This window comes from Cryobacterium lyxosi, from assembly GCF_004403345.1.
Classification (GTDB): domain Bacteria; phylum Actinomycetota; class Actinomycetes; order Actinomycetales; family Microbacteriaceae; genus Cryobacterium; species Cryobacterium lyxosi.
Genome location: NZ_SOGT01000008.1, coordinates 150,027 through 169,806, shown reverse-complemented (window position 1 = coordinate 169,806; position 19,780 = coordinate 150,027). Strand labels below are relative to the sequence as shown.

Below are 19,780 nucleotides of genomic sequence, written 5' to 3'. Positions count from 1 at the left end.
GCTCTCACGGTTATTTCTCAGGCTGGTGACCGGATCTCGCCGCCCGTTAGAGTGGAGGGGCGACCGCTTATCGTCGTGTTGCTGCGGCCGCTAGTCGATTTCGTGCGAACGCGCCGGTCAGCGCTGAATCGGTGAGCAACCCCGAGGCCGCGCCTGCCATCTGGCGCGCAGCCCGACAGAAGGAATTTCCATGAAGATCGCAGACACCGTTCTTGACCTCATCGGTGACACCCCGCTGGTCAAACTGCACAAGGTCACCGACGGATTGACCGCGACGGTGCTTGTGAAACTCGAGTACCTCAATCCGGGCGGGTCGGCGAAGGACCGCATCGCGGTGCGCATCATCGATGCCGCCGAGCGAGACGGCCTGTTGAAGCCCGGCGGCACGATCGTCGAACCGACGTCCGGCAATACCGGCGTCGGTCTTGCTTTGGTGGCGCAGCAGCGCGGTTATAAGTGTGTGTTCGTACTGCCCGACAAGGTCGGCGAAGACAAGCGCAACGTGCTCACGGCCTACGGCGCCGAGATCGTCGTGACGCCGACATCCGTTTCACCGGAGGACCCCCAGTCGTACTACAGCGTCTCCGACCGGCTGGCCCGGGACATTCCCGGTGCCTTCAAGCCCAACCAGTACTTCAACCCGAACGGCCCGCTCAGCCACTATGAGACCACCGGCCCCGAGATCTGGCGCGACACCGACGGAACCGTCACCCATTTCGTCGCCGGCGTCGGCACCGGCGGCACCATCACCGGAACCGGCCGCTACCTGCGCGAGGTCTCGAACGACGCCGTGCGCATCATCGGAGCGGACCCGGAAGGCTCGGTCTACTCCGGCGGCACCGGTCGGCCCTACCTGGTCGAGGGTGTCGGCGAGGATTTCTGGCCTGGCGCCTACGATCCAACGGTCGTGCACGAGGTCATCGCCGTCTCCGACGCAGATTCCTTCGCCATGACCCGCCGACTCGCCCTCGAAGAAGGAATCCTCGTCGGCGGTTCGAGCGGCATGGCCGTTGTCGCAGCCCTGCGCGCGGCCGAGAACCTCGGGCCCGACGACACGATCGTCGTGCTGCTGCCCGACGGCGGGCGCGGCTACCTCGGCAAAATCTTCAACGACGGGTGGATGCGCAGCTACGGTTTCAGCAACGCTCCGGCCGGTCACACGGTCGCTCATTTGCTGGAATCGAAGACCGGGCGCCTGCCAGCCCTGGTGTACGTGCATCCAAGTGACACCGTGCACGATGCGATCGAGACCATGACGAGCCAGGGAGTGTCCCAGCTGCTGGTGTTGAGCGCCAAACCGCCCGTCGTCATGGGTGAGGTACTCGGCGCGGTTGATGAGCGTGCCCTCATGGGCCTCGTCTTCTCCGGCGACGCGAAGCTCACCGATCGAGTCGGCTCAATCGTTGGTGATGCATTGCCGCTGATCGGGGTCAACGAGCCGGTGGCAGCCGCCCGCGCCGCCTTCGCAGACCACGACGCGCTGCTGGTGACCGACGGCGGCAAACCGCTCGGCGTCATCACCCGGCATGACCTGCTCAGCTACCTGAGCGTCTGATCTTTTTCACAGAGGGAGCCCACAATGGCCAATAACCAGAACTTCGACACGATCGCCATCCACGCCGGTCAGGCGTTCGACCCGACCACCGGCGCAGTCATTCCGCCGATCTACCAGACCTCGACCTACGTTCAGGACGGCATCGGCAACCTGCGTGGCGGGTATGAGTACAGTCGTGGCGGCAATCCCACCCGCACCGTGCTCGAAACGCTACTCGCAGCCCTGGAGGGCGGCAAGCACGGCTTGTCATTTGCGAGCGGACTCGCCGCGGAAGACACCATCCTGCGCGCCATTCTCCAGCCCGGCGACCACGTCGTGCTCGGCAACGACGTCTACGGCGGAACCCACCGCCTCATCAACAAGGTGCACGCCGCGTGGAGTGTGCAGAACACCACGGTCGAGATGAGCGACCTCACGGCGGTCGAAGCGGCCATCCGTCCGGAAACGAAGATCCTCTGGGTTGAGACGCCGAGCAATCCGCTCATGAAGATCAGCGACATTGCGGCGCTCGCCGAGATCGCGCACCGGCACGGCATAGTCGCGATCGTCGACAACACTTTTGCGTCACCGGCCCTGCAGCATCCGCTTGACTTTGGCGCTGACGTGGTCGTGCACTCGACCACGAAATATCTCGGCGGCCACTCGGACGTACTCGGTGGCGCGCTCATCATCAACGACGACGAGCTTTACGAGAAGGCCCAGTTTCTGCAGTTCGCGGCCGGCCCCGTGTCGGCTCCGCTCGACGCCTGGCTCACCGTGCGCGGCATCAAGACGCTCTCGGTGCGCATGGAGCGCCATTGCAAAAACGCGCAGGCCATTGCCGAGTATCTCGATGGACATCCGGCGATCGAGCAGGTTTTCTACCCGGGGCTGCCCGGCCACCCCGGCCACGAGTTGGCCGCAAAGCAGATGTCCGGCTTTGGCGGCATGATCTCCGTCGCGTTCGCCGGCGGAGCCGCTGCTGCGCGCCTGTTCGCCGAGTCGATGCACCTGTTCCAGCTTGCCGAATCGCTCGGCGGGGTCGAATCTCTCGTGAACTACCCCTCGGAGATGACGCATGCCTCCGTCCGCGGCACCGAACTCGAGGTGCCCGACAACATCGTGCGCCTCTCGGTCGGCATCGAAGACGTCGATGACCTCATCGCCGATCTCGCGAGCGCCCTGCCCCGCGGATAGCGGGGCCGCGTGGCCGGGCGCGACCGCGGGATGGCGAGCTCAGCCATCCCGTGGTTTGCACCGACTAGGCCCGGGTGACCTCGACCTCGATGACAGCCCAGCACAGCGCGGGGAGCGTGAACCGGAGACGGCTGCCGGTCACGGTCACCCCGGTCAGCGGGGACAGCCCCACCTGTTCGCCGCCCTCGAGGGTGTTGGTGGCAAACCTGTCCTTGCCGTTTGGCACACGCAGTACCTCAGCTCGACTCACGCGTCCGACCACGAAACCAGACAGGGACACGTCCACGTCGGCAGGCTCGTCAAGGCCGCGATTGGCGACGAACAGAGCTACCCGGCCGTTGTCTTCGTCCCAGGTTGCGCTCACGTCGACGACATCTACGTCGCCAAACTTGGCGGATTCGTACTTGTCTGAGTCGACGCTGGCCCGAAGGATCTGCCCACGGGCCAGCTCCGCCATTCTGGCGAAGGGCCAGAAGATGGACTGGCGCCAGGCCGGCCCGTTTTCTTCACTGCGAATCGGCGCGATCACGTTCACGAGCTGGGCCTGATTGGCGATTTTCACGCGGTCGCCATGGCGCAGGAGTGAGTTCAGTAGTGTCCCGACGACGATGGCATCTGTCACGTTGTAGGCATCTTCGATGAGACGCGGATGCTCGCGCCAGCCCTTCGAGACATTATGCGGCTGGTCGTCGGTGTCGAGGCCGCGTTGGTACCAGACGTTCCACTCATCGAAGGAAAGATTGACGTGCTTGCTGTGCTTGCCGGCTGCACGAACGGCATCCACCGTTGACACGACGGATTCGATGAAATAGTCCATGTCGACTGCCGTGGCGAGAAAACTCTTCACGTCACCGTCGTCTTCCTGGTAGTAGGCGTGCAGCGACACGTAGTCCACCTCGTCGTAGGCGTGCGTGAGCACGGTGTGCTCCCATTCGCCGAAGGTGGGCATGCTGGAGTGCGAACTTCCAACGGCAACCAGTTCGATGTCTGGATCGACGAAGCGCATGGCTTTGCCGGCTTCCTGAGCCAGCCGACCGTATTCGTGCGCGGTCTTGTGCCCGATCTGCCAGGGGCCGTCGAGCTCATTGCCGAGGCACCAGAGCTTGATGTCGAACGGCTCGGCCGAGCCGTTTTGCTTGCGCAGGTCGGAGAGGTACGTGCCGCCGGGGTGGTTGGAGTATTCCACAAGCTCACGGGCAGCATCCACCCCCCGGGTGCCAAGATTGACCGCCTCCATGATCTCGGTCCCGGCGAGTCTGGACCAGTCCACGAATTCGTGCAGGCCGAAGGCGTTGGACTCGACGGTGTGCCAGGCCCCATCAAGCCGGCGCGGGCGCTTGTCGACGGGACCGACGCCGTCCTCCCAGTTATATCCCGAGACGAAATTGCCACCCGGGTAGCGCACGACGGTGGGGCCCAATTCCTTGACGAGTTTGAGAACGTCCTGGCGGAAGCCCTTCTCGTCGGCCTCAGGATGCCCGGGCTCGAAGATTCCGGTGTAAACACAGCGCCCCATGTGCTCGACGAAGGACCCAAACAGGCGACGGGGCACCTCCCCGAGGGTGAAGTCGCGAACGAGGGTGATTCGAGCGTTGGTCATGATTCTCCTGTCAATGGTGCGAGTGAAGTCTGAACCGGGTGTGCTGACCTACTGGCCGCCGAGCCCGGTGGTGGCGATGCCCTTGATGATCTGGCGCTGGAAGATGAGGAACACGACAATGAGCGGCAGGGCGGCGAGGATCGCCATCGCCATGTTTTCTGCGTATTGCACGCCGTAGGCGCTCTTGACCGTCTGCAGTCCTACGGGAAGGGTCATCAGTAAGGAGTTGTTCGTCACGATGAATGGCCACAGAAAATTGTTCCAGGCCCCGATGAAGACGAAGATCGATACGGCCGCGAGGATGGGGCGGGACAGCGGCACCACTATCGACCAGAAGATGCGCAGCCGGGACGCGCCGTCCATCCGTGCGGCGTCTTCGAGCTCGATCGGAATCTGGTCGAAGAATTTCTTCAGCACGAACACCATGGCTGGTGCGATGACCTGGGGCAGGATGATGCCCCAGTAGGTGTCCACCAGGTTGAGGGCGAGCATCTGGTAGAACAGCGGGATGATGAGAACCTGAGGGGGGATGATGATCGAGGCGATAACCAGCACAAAAATCCAGCGGCGGCCGCTGAAATCGATGCGGGAGAACGCGTAGGCGGCCAGCGCCGAGACGACAACGGTGATCACGGTGATTGCCACGGTGGTGAAGAGGCTGTTGGCCGTCCAGGTGAGCAGGTTTCCTTCGCCCAGCACCTTGAGATAGGCCGCGATGGTGAATCCGCTCTCCGGAAACCACGACACCGGTGTCGAGCCGGCATCCGTCTCGGTCTTCAGCGACGTGACGACCGCCCAGACAAAGGGCAGCAGCCAGCCGAGAGCCAGCACGGCGAGGATGGCGAACGCGACGACGGAGGACGCCGATGTTCTTGTGGGCACCGTCCGGCGGCGTGATGAGACCGCGCGCTCAACGATGTCGGACGGGACAAGCAGCTGAGCGGTCATGAGCGGGCTCCCTTTCGGAACACGAACTGCGCGATGGACACGATGACGATGATGGCGAAGAAGATGTACGAAATCGCCGACGAGTAGCCGAAGCGGTAGCCGGTGAATCCGACCTCGAATATGTACTCGACCGTTGACCGGGTGGCGCCACCGGGACCTCCGCCGGTCATCTGATAGATCTGATCGAAGACCTTGAGGGATGCGAGCACCTGCAGGATGACGATCAGCATGGTCGTGGGTGCCAGTTGGGGAATCGTGATGAAGAACAGCTGACGCCACTTGCCCGCGCCGTCGAGTGCGGCTGCCTCGTATTGCTGTTCGGGAATGTTCTGTAAGGCGGCGAGGTAGAGCAGAAAATTGAAGCCCACCGTCCACCACACTGTGGTGATCACGATCGCGATCATGGCCCAGTCGGTGTCCTGTAGCCACGCCACCGGGGTCGCCCCGAAGAGTCCGGTCAGGGCGTTCACGAGTCCGAGTTGGGGGTTGTACAGCCACACCCAGAACAGCGAGACCACACTCGAGGCGAGCAGGTAGGGCATGAAGAAAGCGAGCCGCCAGATCCACTGGCCGGGGAGGCCGAGGTTGACGAGCACCGCCATGGCGAGAGCGACGAGCACGAGTGGCACCGTGCTCAGCACGGTAAACCACAGGGTGTTGCCCATGGAACGCCACATGTCGGGGTCGCCGAGCGCCTCGGAGTAGTTGGCGAAGCCGACGAGTCCTCCGCCGGCCCCGGTGAGGGATTGCCCGGTAAAGCTGAGATAGAAACCCCAGGCCAGCGGCGTCACGAGGAAGAGGACGAACACGACGGCGAACGGGGCGAGAAAAGCCCAGCCCACCGTGTTTTCCCGCCGGCGAGAGCGGGGCATGCGCGGGGCTGCGTTCGCGATGGTCTGCACGGACACCTCGGCGCGGGGTGGTGCGACAACCTCAGTCATGATCGGCTCTCTCGTTGCCCGGTTGATGAGTCAGGGATAGATGTTTCGGTGGTACCAGGGTTGGTCGCGGTGTTCATCATCGGACCGGGTTCGGCTTGGACAGCAGCACGTTGAGGCGCCGCACGAATCCCTGGAAGCCCGCTCTGGCATCCGTCTTGTTGAGCAGGACGGACTGCACGTTCTCCGCGAAGAAATTCTGAAAATCGGAACCCGAACCGGTGAACCACGCCTGCGGGTCGTAATTCAGATTCTCCGCCGCCATCGCGTAGTGCGCCTGCGGGATCAGCTCGGCGTAGCCGGGGCCGTCGACGACGGGCAGGTAGGCCGGAATATGGCCGGCCTGTGCCCAGCTGATCGAGTTCTTCAGTACGTTCGACACGAACAGGTAAACCTCCTCGCGCCTGGCAGGGTCAGGGTTGTCCTGATGCGGCAGAACAAAAGTATGCGAGTCTGCGTAGACGGCCGGAGTGCCGAAGAGTGTGGGGATCGGCGTCGCGTCCATCGGTACGTTGGCTGCCGTCATGGTGGGCAACTCCCAGACGCCACTGAAGAAGAGCCCACTCTCGCCGTTGACGAATTCGGCCAGGGCCGTGGCATAGTCGCCACTCGCCGTGGCGATTGTGTCGTCGAGCAGGGTCTGCATGAATTCGAGGGACGTGACCGCGGCGTCTTCGTCGACCTCGACGTTTTCGCCCGGTGTGAGGGTCATGTCGGCCCCCTGCTGCTTGTAGAAAGTGTAAAAGAGACGCCACATCTGTGCGCCGTCGCCGAGATAGCCGTAGGACAATCCATGCTTGCCGGTGACGACCTGCATCTTCCGGGCGACGTCCACGAACTGCTCGGGGGAGTCGATGTCGATCAGCTGGCCGTCGGAGCCGAGCACACCGGCTGCGGCAGCGATCTCGGTGTTGTACATCAAGATGAACGGATGCGCGTCGAGCGCGACGGAGAACAACTCGCCGCCGCTGAAGCATGCTTCCCAGATCGGTGCCGGGAAGCTGTCTTCGGTGATGCCGTAATGGGCCAGCACGTCCAGGTCCCAGGGGTCGAGCAGCCCCCCGGGTGCGTAGCCGGGGAGGCGCGAGGCGTGCATGACCGCTACGTCGGGAGCGCGGCCTCCGGCCGAGGCCATCGCGAGCTTCGTATAGTACGGCGTGCCCCAGGTCAGCACGGTCTGCGTCACGTGAAAGCCCGGGTTGTCGGCGTTTGCCTCGTCGACGAGGCCCGCCATTTTGATGCCGTCGCCGCCGGTGAGCAGGTGCCAAAACGCCAACTGTTCCGCGCCGGATCGACCAGCGGTGGCGGCGCATCCACTGAGGCCAGTGGCCAGGAAGGCGCCCCCGAAAAGCGCCGCGCTGCCAGCGAGAACGCTGCGACGGGTGAGCACTCCGGTGCTTCCGATCGGTACCCGTGCTGGTGTCATTGATCACTCCTTTGTGAGGTGGCCCCAGCATTACATCGTTGTAATGAAAGAGCAAGAAGTTTTTTCCCGGATACCGGGGGAGTGAAACCTCAGGCTGGTGTTCGCACGCGGGTGCTTGCTCGGGCCACAACGGTGTGAGCGATCGTCACGCGGGTTGGGGGCGCGTCGGGGCTGCCCATGCGCTGCACCAGAAGTGCGAGCGCGCGCTCGGCGAATTCACGTTTGTCAAAGCTCACCGTCGTCAGCGGCGGTGTGGCGAACTGTCCGTCGGCGATGTCATCGAACCCTGCGACCGACACGTCGCCCGGCACCGGGATTCCCGCGGTCCACAGGGCGCTCATCGTGCCGATGGCCATGGAATCGGTGAAGCAGAAGAACGCATCGGGCGCCGGGTTCACCCTTAAGAATTCGGTCACCGCCTCGGAAGCTGCTCGCGGCGACCACTCGTGACAGGAGATCTCCAGAAGGGGATCCGAATCGATGGCCGCGGCGCGGAGTGCCTCCCGGTAGCCGCGCTGGCGCAGGTCGGCCGTGGCGGTCTGGAAGGCTGGGCCGGGGGATCCGACGATCGCGATGCGTCGATGCCCGAGCTCGATCAGGTGCCTCGTCATGTCCCGCGCGGCGGCGACGCTGTCCACCCAGACCTGATCGTTGCGCTGCTGCTCGACTTCTCCGATCATGACGAGTGGCGGCAGAGAGCCATCGTCAACCAATTTGCTTTCCTGAATGGTGATCGGGTTCAGGATGACGCCGTCGACGAGGTGCGCCCTGGCCCGCGATACGAGGCTGAGCGCGCGGCCCGGGCGTTCGGACGTTTCCTCGAACTGCACGCCCCAGCCCTGTTCGTGCGCCACTTCCACGAAAAAATGCGACATCTCTGCCGAGTATGGAGTGCCCAGGTCCGGCATGGCAAGAGCGATGACCCCCGTGCGGCCGTTCCGGAGCCCGCGGGCGCTCAGGTTGGGAACATAAGCGAGCTCGGTGATCGCCGATTCGACTCGGCTCCGGGTTTCCGGCGCGACGAACACCACGCCGTTCATGACGTTTGACACGGTCTTGGGCGATACGCCCGCGAGGGCCGCGACGTCTTTGACCGTTGGGCGCATAGCTGAAGGCTAACCCAAACGCGATGCGACCCCTCGTTTGGTCAGGCGGTTCAGGCTGAATCGTGGCTAGAGCGCACTGATGCTCCACGACGCCTTGGACGTCTCGCCGGGCCGGATAGAGATCAGGTCGATCGTGGAGTTGAAGGCGTCCGGTGGGCAGGTCATGGGTTCTACGGCAAGCCCACGCCGTGATTGCGCCGGGTCGGGAAGGTCTGCGGTGTGAATCTGCACCCACGGGCAGTCGGTGCCCCAGGTCATCGCGACCCCGGAGCCGGAGGGATCAAGCAGTCGGACCGTCACGGTATCCGAACCATCCCGCACGAGAGCGGTGAAGGCGTGATCGATCGCCGTCCCGGCAATGGGTCGCGGCGTCCGAAAGTCGTAGGCCCCATTCGATTCAGTTTCAACGCGTCGGATGCCGGCGGGCGTGAGGCGATCTTCGGTGACGGTCATCACTTCGCCGGCGGGGAGCTGCAGGGTCCAGTCGTCGACGCGACCAGGGCCAGCGACCAGGTAGGGGTGCGGTCCGGTTCCTCAACCGGCGGATCCGCGCGGCGAATGGCGCACGACTGCACGATTGTGACTGTCACATCCGGCGGAGGTCGGGGCATAATGAGAGTGGATCACAATTGTGACCGCTCACATCTCAGCAGGGTCTTGTCGTGTCGATTGAAGTACCCAAGGCGCGCGCGCCGAGCATCCGTGATGTCGCGCGCGTCGCCGAGGTCTCCTACCAGACCGTGTCTCGGGTGCTCAACGACCACCCGAGCATTCGGGATTCCACCAGGGCTCGCGTCGTGCAGGCTATGAAGGACTTGAACTACCGCCCGAACAGGGCTGCCCGAGACCTCTCGCGGGGGCGTTCGCGCACCATCGGGGTGCTGTCAGCCTCGAGTGCCGAATACGGCCCGGCGAGCAGTATCGCGGCGATTCAGGACGCCGGCCGTGACGCCGGATACCTCGTGAATATTGCGAATATCGCCGGGGACAAACCCGAATCTATCCAGGGCGCCCTCGATCACCTGCTGAACCAGGGCGTTGAGGGCATTGTCGTGATCGCCCCGCAGGAACGCGTCTTCGCCGTTCTGCAGCGGTTGTCGATCGACGTGCCATTTGTGACGCTGCAATCCGACGGCAACCGCGGCAACCGCGGGAACCGCACGCTTTTCGTCGACCAGATAGCCGGAGCACGGTTGGCCACCCGCCACCTCATCCAACTGGGTCACCGCCGCATCTTTCATCTGGCGGGCCCACAGAATTGGATCGAAGCCGAAGCCCGGATGCACGGGTTCCTGGTAGAAATGGGAGCCAGGGACGTTCCCACCACGGCTCCCATTCTCGGCGACTGGACCGCCAACTTCGGCTACCAGGTCGGTCGGGAACTGCTGCGAGTGCGTGACTTCACCGCGATATTCTCCTCCAACGATCAGATGGCGCTCGGGCTTATGCACGCTCTGCACGACGAGGGATTGAGCATCCCGGGCGACGTGAGCATTGTGGGCTTCGACGACATCCCGGAAGCTGCACACTTCTGGCCGCCCCTGACGACGGTGCGGCAAGACTTCGCCGAGCTGGGACGACGGTGCATCGCCGTCTTGCTGTCCGAGATCGCGGGAGAAGGCGCAGTGCATCCCGACACGCTCGTTCCCGAGCTGATCGTTCGTTCGTCCACGGCGGCTCCGTCGTTCTGAGGCCAAGCTCGTGCCCTGGGCAGGTTTCGCGTTCACTTCCGGACGAATATCTCCGTTACGGAAACGTAACGTCGCGTACTTGACATGCGAATCCTGTCTACCGGTACTATAAAAACCTAGATGTGAACGGTCACATTTCCTGAGACAGCCTCAACCGGCACCGGCGACGAGTCGCCATCGTCGGAACATCAGAGCACACCGGGAACGGGATCGAACACTGCACGGCCATCGACAAGGGAGTCACATTCGTGAGTAGTGAGCAGGTGTCCGGCGAGCACGAATCGTACGTGATCGGCGTCGACTACGGCACCCTCTCGGGCCGGGCCGTTGTCGTTCGTGTATCGGATGGCGTCGAACTGGGCTCTGCTGTTCTTGATTACCCGCACGCCGTGATGGACACGACGCTCACAGCGACCGCGACCTCTTTGCCGCCCGAGTGGGCTCTGCAGGTACCCCAGGATTACGTCGCCGTGCTTCAGAGCGCCGTTCCCGCCGCTGTTCGTAACGCGGGAATTGACCCCACCCGCGTTATCGGCATCGGCACCGATTTCACGGCCTGCACGATGGTGCCGGTGATCAGTGATGGCACCCCTCTGTGCGAGTTGCCCGAATATACGGCCCGCCCGCACGCCTACGTGAAGCTGTGGAAGCACCACGCGGCCCAGTCGCAGGCTGACCGCATCAACGATCTCGCCTTCGAGCGCGGCGAGAAGTGGCTGCCGCGTTACGGGGGCCTCATCTCGAGCGAGTGGGAATTCGCGAAGGGTCTGCAGCTGCTGGAGGAAGACCCCGAGCTGTACGCCCGAATGGACCGCTGGGTCGAAGCGGCGGACTGGATCGTCTGGCAGCTCACCGGCGAGTACGTGCGCAATGCCTGCACGGCCGGTTACAAAGGGATCCTGCAGGATGGTGCGTATCCGAGCGAAGAGTTTCTGGGCGCATTGAATCCTGCTTTTGCCCGGTTTGCCGTGGACAAGGTGGCGCACCGGATTGGCCAGCTCGGCGCATCCGCTGGCACCCTCACGGCCGTTGCCGCCGCGTGGACCGGTCTGCCGGAAGGTATTGCGGTGGCCGTGGGCAATGTGGACGCGCACGTGACTGCCCCGGCAGCGCAGGCCGTGAATCCCGGCCAGATGGTCGCCATCATGGGCACCAGTACCTGCCACGTCATGAACTCCGACCGCCTCGCCGAGGTTCCCGGCATGTGCGGCGTCGTTGACGGCGGCATTGTCAGCGGGCTCTATGGCTACGAGGCCGGCCAGAGTGGCGTGGGGGACATTTTCGCCTGGTACGTGCGTACCCAGGTTCCCGCGCGGTACCACGACGAGGCGGCAGCGGCCGGCCAGAGCGTGCACCAGTACCTGACCGACCTGGCCAAGGATCAGCCTGTCGGCGGGCACGGGCTCGTCGCACTCGACTGGCACAGTGGTAACCGCTCGGTACTGGTCGACCACGAACTGTCCGGCCTGGTCGTGGGTATGACGCTCACGACCCGCACGGAAGAGGTCTACCGTGCCCTCCTGGAGGCGACGGCCTTCGGCACCCGCACCATTGTCGAGACCTTCCAGGACTCCGGCGTGCCGGTCACCGAATTCATCGTAGCGGGCGGACTGCTGCAGAACGCGTTCCTGATGCAGACCTACAGCGACATCCTGCGTTTGCCGATCTCGACCATCGCAAGCGACCAGGGCCCGGCTCTCGGCTCCGCAATCCACGCCGCCGTCGCGGCGGGGGCCTACCCCGACGTGCGTGCCGCTGGCGAGAAGATGGGCAAGCTCAATAAGAACGTGTACCTGCCGAACGAGGCGGCGGCATCCGCTTATGACCTGCTCTATGCGGAGTACACGCAGCTGCACGACTACTTCGGTCGCGGCGAGAACGATGTGATGCACCGGCTGAAGGCGTTGAAGCGTAACGCAGCTGCTACAGCTGCTACAGCTGCTACAGCTGCTACAGCTGCTGCAGCGGATGCCACGGCCCCCGCAAACCTGCCGGTGCTCTCATGAGCACCTTCGGGCCTCAGATCGAGGTCGCGATCGCCCGCGTGCGGGCCGACATCGCCCTGCTCCACGGCGAGCTCGTCAGGAACGCCCTCGTCGTCTGGACCGGCGGCAACGTCTCTGGTCGGGTGCCAGGAGCCGACCTGTTCGTGATCAAGCCCAGCGGTGTCGACTACGCCGACCTGGCGCCCGAGAACATGATCCTGTGCGACCTCGACGGACAGGTCATTCTCGGCACACCGGGAAGTGATCGTTCCCCCTCAAGCGACACCGCCGCCCACGCGTACGTGTACCGGCACATGCCGGACGTCGGCGGCGTCGTGCACACGCACTCCACCTACGCCACAGCGTGGGCCGCGCGAAGCGAAGCGATTCCGTGTGTGATCACGGCGATGGCCGACGAATTCGGTGGCCCGGTGCCGGTGGGCCCGTTCGCCATTATCGGTGACGACTCCATCGGGCGGGGCATCGTGGAGACCCTGACCGGGCATCGCTCCCGCGCGGTGCTGATGGCGAACCATGGCCCGTTCACGATTGGCAGCGACGCTCGCGACGCGGTGAAGGCCGCTGTCATGGTCGAAGATGTCGCTCGCACCGTGCACCTGGCCCGTACGGGTGGGCCGCTCGTCGCTATTCCGCAGTCGGTAGTTGATTCCCTGTTCGACCGGTACCAGAACGTCTACGGACAAGCGCCCCAAGGAGAACTTCAGTAATGGCTGCCCTCAACACCACCCTCGATCACGTCGAGGTCTGGTTCCTCACCGGAAGCCAGAACCTCTATGGTGAAGAAACCCTCCGCCAGGTAGCTGAGCAGAGCCAGGAAATCGCCCGGGCCCTCGGTGCGTCGAGTGATGTCCCGGTGAAGATCGTCTGGAAGCCCGTGCTGACGGGCTCCGAGTCCATCCGCCGCGCCGCCCTCGACGCGAACGCCGACGACTCCGTGATCGGCCTCATCGCCTGGATGCACACCTTCTCACCGGCGAAGATGTGGATTGCCGGCCTCGACGCGCTCACCAAGCCGCTGTTGCACCTGCACACACAGGCAAATGTGGAACTGCCCTGGGCTGAGATCGACTTCGACTTCATGAACCTCAACCAGGCAGCCCACGGTGACCGGGAGTTCGGCTATATTCAGACGCGCCTCGGTGTGACCCGGAAGACCGTTGTCGGTCACGTGTCGAACCCGGCCGTGTCGGGCAGTATCGGATCCTGGACCCGTGCAGCTGCGGGCTGGGCCGCGAGCCGCAGCATGAAACTTGCCCGGTTCGGCGACAACATGCGTTACGTGGCCGTGACCGAGGGTGATAAAACCGAGGCCGAGTTGCGCTTCGGAGTGCAGGTCAATACCTGGCCCGTCAACGAACTGGCCGAGGTCGTCGACTCCGTCTCCGACGCCGAGATCGATGCGCTCGTGGCTGAATATGCAGAGCTGTATGACGTGGCACCCGAGCTGCGCGTTGGCGGGGACCGCCATGCGTCGCTTCGCTACGGTGCCGCGCAGGAACTCGGCCTGCTGTCTTTTCTCGAAGAAGGCGGATTTGGCGCGTTCACGACGAGTTTCGAAGACCTGGGCGCGCTGCGACAACTGCCTGGGCTGGCCGTGCAGCGCCTGATGGCGCAGGGTTACGGTTTCGGAGCGGAGGGCGACTGGAAGACCGCCGTGCTGGTGCGTGTCGCCAATGTTATGGGTGCTGGCCTGCCCGGCGGTGCCAGCCTGATGGAGGACTACACCTACGACCTCACGCCGGGGGCGGAGCTCATCCTCGGGGCCCACATGCTCGAGGTGAACCCGGCACTCTCATCGGCCAGGGCGAGCCTGGAGATCCACCCGCTCGGCATCGGGGGCCGGGAAGACCCCGTGCGCCTGGTGTTCACGGCGGATGCCGGGCCTGCCGTGGTCGTAGCCATGAGCGACATGCGCGACCGCTTCCGTCTGGTCGCGAACGTCGTCCAGGTTGTCGAGCCGACTCAGGCCCTCCCGAAGCTGCCCGTGGGGCGCGCAGTCTGGCGCCCCGAACCCGACTTCGCCACCTCCGCGGCCGCCTGGCTGACCGCCGGCGCCGCCCACCACACCGTGATGTCGACATCCGTCGGTATCGAGGTGTTCCACGATTTCGCCGAGATCGCTCGCACCGAGCTGCTCGTGATCGATAAGACCACCACCCTGCGCGATTTTAGCCGCGAAGTGCGTTGGAATCAGTCCTACTACCGACTGGCGCAAGGCATGTAACCGTTTCACATTCTGCAATTCACATTCTGCAATTCACATCAAAGACGATAAAGATCGAAAGGAAACACAGTGAAAAAGAACGTATTCTTCGCCGTCGTGGCCGCGGGTGCCCTCGTGGTATCGATGGCAGCCTGCTCCTCGGGTGGCGGCTCCGCCGGTACCGCCGGCAGCGGCGACAAGGGCCTGATCGGCGTGGCCATGCCGACAAAGAGTTCCGAACGTTGGATCGCGGACGGCAACGCCGTGAAGAGCCAGCTGGAAGAACAGGGATTCACCGTCGACCTGCAGTATGCCGAGGACGACATCCCCATGCAGGTTTCGCAAATTGAAAACATGATCACCAAGGGAGCGGAAGCCCTGATCGTGGCCTCGATCGACGGTACGACCCTCACCAGCGTGCTGCAGGATGCTGCTGATGCAGACATTCCGGTAATCGCCTACGACCGACTCATTCGCGACACCGAGAACGTCGACTACTACGCATCCTTCGACAACTTCAAGGTCGGACAGCAGCAGGCCTGGTCGGTTCTGAACGGCCTTGGCCTCGTCGAACTCGACGGCACTGCCATTGAGGGCGCGCCCGCTGGTCCGTTCAACCTGGAGCTGTTCGCCGGTTCGCTCGATGACAACAACGCTTTCTTCTTCTTCAACGGTGCCATGGATGTCTTTCAGCCGCTGATCGACGACGGCGTGCTCGTGGTCAAGAGCAACCAGACCGACATCGAGCAGGTTGCAACCCTGCGCTGGGCTGGAGAAGAAGCTCAGGCTCGGATGGAGGACCTTCTCACCGCTCAGTACTCGGACGGCACCGTGGTCAACGCCATCCTGTCCCCATACGACGGTATCTCCCGTGGCATCATCTCGGCACTCGAGGGCTCGGGCTACACCGTGGGAGACGGCTGGCCCGTCATCTCCGGCCAGGACGCCGAGATCGACTCGGTGAAGGCGATCAACTCGGGTGAGCAGTACGGCACCATCTTCAAGGACACCCGCGAACTCGCAGCTGTGGCCGTGGACATGGCCGTCGCCCTGCTCAACGGCGAAGAACCAGAGATCAACAACACCAAGGACTACGACAACGGAGTGAAGGTCGTTCCGTCGTTCCTTCTCGAATCGGCGATCGTGGTCAAAGACAACATCCCGGCCCTGCTTATCGACTCTGGCTACTGGACCGAAGCCGATATCAAGGGCTAATTTCCACCCCGTTCCACCCTGTTTCAAACTCTGCACAACGGTCGGTGGGGTAGTTCTAGCCCACCGACCGTTCTGCCAGACAGATTTTCTGCCGGCTGCCGAAATCGCGCTTTCTTGCGAGAACGCTTCCGGTATCGACCATTCACAAGAGGAATGAAGAAGGTGCTCACGTGACCACGAACATCCTTGAGATGCGCGGCATCACCAAGACGTTTCCCGGCGTAAAAGCACTCTCCGCGGTGACGCTCGACGTCGGTCGTGGCGAGGTGCACGCCATTTGCGGCGAAAACGGTGCCGGAAAATCAACCCTGATGAAGGTGCTCAGCGGCGTCTACCCACACGGTACCTACACGGGAGACATCGTCTTCGAGGACGAGATCGTTGAGTTCAAGAGCATCAGCGACTCCGAGGCCAAGGGGATCGTGATCATCCACCAGGAGCTCGCCCTCAGCCCCTACCTCTCCATTGCAGAGAATATATTTCTGAACAACGAGCAACGAGGCGCGTTGGGTCTTATCGACTGGAACGAAACCAACTCAGAGGCTGCGAAGCTTCTTGCACGCGTGGGGTTGAAAGAAAACCCGACGACCCGCATCATGGACATCGGTGTCGGCAAGCAGCAGCTCGTCGAAATCGCCAAAGCCCTCTCCAAACGGGTGAAACTGCTGATTCTGGACGAGCCAACGGCGGCGCTCAACGATGACGACTCCGACCACCTGCTCGACCTCATTCTGCACCTCAAGGGCCAGGGCATCACCTCGATCATTATTAGCCACAAGCTCAACGAGATCAAGAAAGTCTCCGACTCCGTCACGGTCATTCGAGACGGCCGGGCCATCGAGACCATCGCCAAGGACGATGTCACCGAAGAGCGCATCATCAAGGACATGGTTGGTCGGGACCTTGAACACCGCTACCCGGATCACACCCCCGACATCGGGGCAGAGATTCTCCGGGTGGAGGACTGGACCGCCTTCCACCCGCAAGACACGACCCGCATGATGGTCGATCACGTCAACCTCAACGTGCGCGCCGGGGAGATCGTGGGGATTGCCGGACTCATGGGAGCGGGCCGCACCGAATTCGCGATGAGTTTGTTTGGGCGCTCGTATGGCAGCCGGATCAGCGGCAAGGTTTTCAAGCACGGCGTGGAGATCAGGACCCGCACCGTCACCGAAGCCATCGACAACGGCCTGGCCTACGCGACCGAGGATCGCAAGACCTTCGGTCTCAACTTGATCGAGGACATCAAGCGCAACATTTCGATGGCGGCGCTCCACCGACTAGTGCGAAACGGCCTCGTGAACGACAACGAGGAGTATCAGGTCGCCAACGAATACCGCGCCAGCATGAACATCAAGGCTCCAAACGTGCTTGTGAAGACCGGCAAGCTCTCCGGTGGCAATCAGCAGAAGGTGGTGTTGTCGAAGTGGATCTATTCCAACCCCGACGTGCTGATTCTCGACGAGCCGACCCGCGGTATTGACGTCGGGGCGAAATATGAGATCTACACGATCATCAACAAACTCGCCGCGGCCGGCAAGGGCGTGATCGTCATCTCCTCGGAACTGCCGGAACTGCTCGGAATCTGCGACCGAATTTACACCCTGGCCGAGGGCGCCATCACCGGGGAATTCCCGATTGAGAGCGCCACCCCGGAGACTCTCATCAAGCACATGACCATGGAAAAGGCCCGCTAGCGCCGGCGCTAGCGGAAAAGGAGAAACCCAATGAGTGACCAAGAGACCACGCCGGCCACGGGAGGCGTGGTCAACCCGAGGGAGAACAAGACTGCTTCCTGGCTGAGCCACGTACTGGCCGACCTCGGAAAGAACGGTATTTTCATTGCCCTCGTTCTGGTGGTGGTGTTGTTCACTTTCCTGACCGATGGCATCCTCTTGCGCCCGCAGAATATCTCCAACTTGATCGTGCAGAACGGCTATATCCTCGTTCTCGCGATTGGGATGGTGATGGTGATCGTCGCGGGCCACATCGACCTGTCGGTCGGATCGGTGGCGGCCTTCGTCGGTGCGTGTTCCGGTGTCTTTGCCGTGCAGTGGGGCTTGCCGTGGTGGCTTGCCATCATCATGTCCCTCGGCATCGGCGCGCTCGTGGGCGTCTGGCAAGGCTTCTGGATCGCCTACGTGGGTATCCCGGCCTTCATCGTGACCCTGGCCGGAATGCTGATCTTCCGTGGCCTCGCACTCGTTGTGCTGGGAAACTCGAATATCGGCTCCTTCCCGGCAGAGTACCGCGCGCTCGGCAACGGCTTCCTCACTGACGTGTTCGGCGAGTTCGACCTCGACCCGCTCACCCTCGGGGTCGGCGTGATCGCCGTGATCGCCTTGATTGTGCAGCAGGTGCGTACCCGCCTCGGTCGGGCCAAGTACGGCCAGGAGGTCGAGCCCCTTGTGTGGTTCGTAGCCAAGCTCGTACTCATCACCGCGGCGCTCGGCTTCTTCGCGTACGCCCTGGCCAGCTACAAGGGCATCCCGGTGACACTGATCGTGCTCGCCGTGCTCGTGCTGATCTACGGCGTGGTCATGAACCGCACGGTATTCGGCCGTCACATCTACGCGATCGGTGGCAACCGCCACGCGGCGGAACTCTCGGGTATCAAGAACCGCAAGGTGGACTTCTACCTGTTCGTGAACATGGGAATTCTCGCCGCCCTCGCGGGCCTCATCTTCACCGCCCGCCTCAACCTGGCCGGACCGAAAGCCGGTGACGGTTTCGAACTCGAGGCCATCTCCGCTGCCTTCATTGGCGGTGCTGCCGTGCAGGGCGGTATCGGTACTGTCGGCGGCGCCATCATCGGCGGCTTGATCATCGGCGTGCTCAACAACGGCATGTCGATTCTCGGCATCGGCATCGAGTGGCAGCAGGCAGTGAAGGGCCTCGTATTGCTTCTCGCTGTGGCCTTCGACGTCTACAACAAGCGGCGCTCCGGCGGTCGCTGACCGCACTGCGCGAGCCGCGTCAGACGCAGAACAGGCCGGAACGCATGAGTGTTCCGGCCTGTTCTGGTCACAGCGGCAAGTCGCGAGAAAACGCCGCGGCTCGCTGGATCTGGTCGGGGGTCGGCCGGATACCCGTGTAGAGAACGAACTGCTCCTCTGCCTGTAGCGCCACGACTTCGGCGCCGGTGATGATGGGCTTGCCCGCCGCTCGAGCGACGCGAATAAGCTGCGTTTCCGAAGGGGAGGCGACGACATCGAAGACCACCAGCGCAGCCGCAATGGTTTCGGTGCGAAAGGACAAGCGCGCTTCATCGGGCGCCATTCCCCGCGGGGTGACGTTGACCAGGAGGTCAGCTGTCAGAGCACCGACCCGTGGTGCCCAGGCGTAGCCGTAGAGAGCGGCGAGAGCTTGCCCGGTCGCCTCGTTGCGCGCGACGATCGTGCCGTTTCGAAATCCCGCGTCGCGTAGTGCGGCTGCGACGGCCTTGGCCATGCCGCCGCTGCCGCGAACCAGAACCGAAAGCTCGGGGGAGATGTCGTGCTGGGCAAGTAACCGGCGAACAGCGGTGTAATCGGTGTTGTAGGCCCGCAGTCGACCGTTGTCGTTCACGATGGTGTTTACCGAGTCGATGGCCTGCGCCGAGGCATCCATCTCGTCGACGAGGACAATCACGTCTTCCTTGTACGGCATCGACACCGCACAACCGCGGATACCCAGCCCGCGAACGCCCGCGATGGCATCGGCAAGATCGACAGGGGCGAACGCCTTGTAGATGTAGTTCAGACCGAGTTCCTCATAGAGATAATTGTGGAACCGAGTGCCGATATTGCTGGGCCGGGCCGAGAGCGAGATGCACAGGGTCATGTCTTTGTTGAGGATGGGCATGGCTCTAGTGTGGCGCGGTCCAATCCTTCATTTGACGTGACCGGCACTGACTTCCGGCTCTTGTTATTCA

The 19,780-nt window shown here is 63.1% G+C and carries 15 protein-coding genes and 1 pseudogene; 9 read left to right on the top strand and 7 right to left on the bottom strand.

All coding sequences use genetic code 11. The annotated features are described in order from the left end of the window. The first annotated feature begins 190 nt into the window (after window positions 1–190). Window positions 191–1,555, top strand: a complete 1,365-nt coding sequence (locus E3T27_RS07005) for a cystathionine beta-synthase (protein ID WP_134572051.1) — start codon at window positions 191–193, stop codon at window positions 1,553–1,555. A gap of 24 nt (window positions 1,556–1,579) precedes the next feature. Further along, on the top strand, window positions 1,580–2,731 hold the full coding sequence (locus E3T27_RS07000) for a cystathionine gamma-synthase (RefSeq protein ID WP_134572050.1): 1,152 nt from the start codon (window positions 1,580–1,582) through the stop codon (window positions 2,729–2,731). Between the two features lie 64 nt (window positions 2,732–2,795). Here the strand turns inward: E3T27_RS07000 and arfA are convergent, their stop codons facing one another. The 6 genes and pseudogenes from arfA to E3T27_RS06970 all read right to left on the bottom strand — a co-directional run. Beyond that, window positions 2,796–4,331: an arabinosylfuranosidase ArfA gene (gene arfA, locus E3T27_RS06995; RefSeq protein ID WP_134572049.1), complete on the bottom strand. Its 1,536-nt coding sequence runs from the start codon at window positions 4,329–4,331 to the stop codon at window positions 2,796–2,798. Window positions 4,332–4,379: 48 nt separating this feature from the next. Continuing rightward, entirely contained in the window at window positions 4,380–5,279 is a 900-nt protein-coding gene (locus E3T27_RS06990) for a carbohydrate ABC transporter permease (RefSeq protein WP_134572048.1), read from the bottom strand. After that, on the bottom strand, window positions 5,276–6,220 hold the full coding sequence (locus E3T27_RS06985; RefSeq protein ID WP_104196810.1) for a carbohydrate ABC transporter permease: 945 nt from the start codon (window positions 6,218–6,220) through the stop codon (window positions 5,276–5,278). The genes E3T27_RS06990 and E3T27_RS06985 overlap by 4 nt, the downstream gene beginning before the upstream one ends. A 76-nt stretch (window positions 6,221–6,296) precedes the next feature. Beyond that, complete coding sequence (locus tag E3T27_RS06980) at window positions 6,297–7,643, bottom strand: extracellular solute-binding protein (protein WP_104196809.1); 1,347 nt, start codon at window positions 7,641–7,643, stop codon at window positions 6,297–6,299. Window positions 7,644–7,732: 89 nt separating this feature from the next. Continuing rightward, complete coding sequence (locus E3T27_RS06975) at window positions 7,733–8,749, bottom strand: LacI family DNA-binding transcriptional regulator (RefSeq protein WP_134572047.1); 1,017 nt, start codon at window positions 8,747–8,749, stop codon at window positions 7,733–7,735. A 66-nt stretch (window positions 8,750–8,815) separates the two neighbouring features. Beyond that, a pseudogene (locus E3T27_RS06970) lies at window positions 8,816–9,265 on the bottom strand (aldose epimerase family protein); the annotation flags it as partial. 146 nt (window positions 9,266–9,411) lie between these two features. Between E3T27_RS06970 and E3T27_RS06965 the strand changes: the two are divergent. The 7 genes from E3T27_RS06965 (at window position 9,412) to mmsB (ending at window position 18,824) form a co-directional block, all read left to right on the top strand. Continuing rightward, window positions 9,412–10,440, top strand: a complete 1,029-nt coding sequence (locus E3T27_RS06965; RefSeq protein WP_134572046.1) for a LacI family DNA-binding transcriptional regulator — start codon at window positions 9,412–9,414, stop codon at window positions 10,438–10,440. Between the two features lie 248 nt (window positions 10,441–10,688). Then, entirely contained in the window at window positions 10,689–12,446 is a 1,758-nt protein-coding gene (gene araB / locus E3T27_RS06960) for a ribulokinase (protein WP_241992160.1), read from the top strand. Continuing rightward, on the top strand, window positions 12,443–13,153 hold the full coding sequence (locus E3T27_RS06955) for an L-ribulose-5-phosphate 4-epimerase (protein WP_104196804.1): 711 nt from the start codon (window positions 12,443–12,445) through the stop codon (window positions 13,151–13,153). The genes araB and E3T27_RS06955 overlap by 4 nt, the downstream gene beginning before the upstream one ends. Continuing rightward, window positions 13,153–14,670 carry an L-arabinose isomerase gene (gene araA / locus E3T27_RS06950; RefSeq protein ID WP_134572044.1) on the top strand — a complete coding sequence of 506 codons (1,518 nt, stop codon included), beginning with the start codon at window positions 13,153–13,155 and terminating at the stop codon, window positions 14,668–14,670. Before E3T27_RS06955 ends, araA begins: the two co-directional genes overlap by 1 nt. A 69-nt stretch (window positions 14,671–14,739) precedes the next feature. Further along, complete coding sequence (gene chvE, locus E3T27_RS06945) at window positions 14,740–15,864, top strand: multiple monosaccharide ABC transporter substrate-binding protein (RefSeq protein WP_277612394.1); 1,125 nt, start codon at window positions 14,740–14,742, stop codon at window positions 15,862–15,864. A gap of 170 nt (window positions 15,865–16,034) precedes the next feature. Further along, on the top strand, window positions 16,035–17,564 hold the full coding sequence (mmsA, locus tag E3T27_RS06940) for a multiple monosaccharide ABC transporter ATP-binding protein (protein WP_104196802.1): 1,530 nt from the start codon (window positions 16,035–16,037) through the stop codon (window positions 17,562–17,564). Window positions 17,565–17,594: 30 nt separating this feature from the next. Next, entirely contained in the window at window positions 17,595–18,824 is a 1,230-nt protein-coding gene (gene mmsB, locus E3T27_RS06935; protein WP_104196801.1) for a multiple monosaccharide ABC transporter permease, read from the top strand. Window positions 18,825–18,891: 67 nt separating this feature from the next. Here the strand turns inward: mmsB and E3T27_RS06930 are convergent, their stop codons facing one another. Then, complete coding sequence (locus E3T27_RS06930; protein ID WP_134572043.1) at window positions 18,892–19,710, bottom strand: shikimate 5-dehydrogenase; 819 nt, start codon at window positions 19,708–19,710, stop codon at window positions 18,892–18,894. Window positions 19,711–19,780 lie beyond the last annotated feature (70 nt).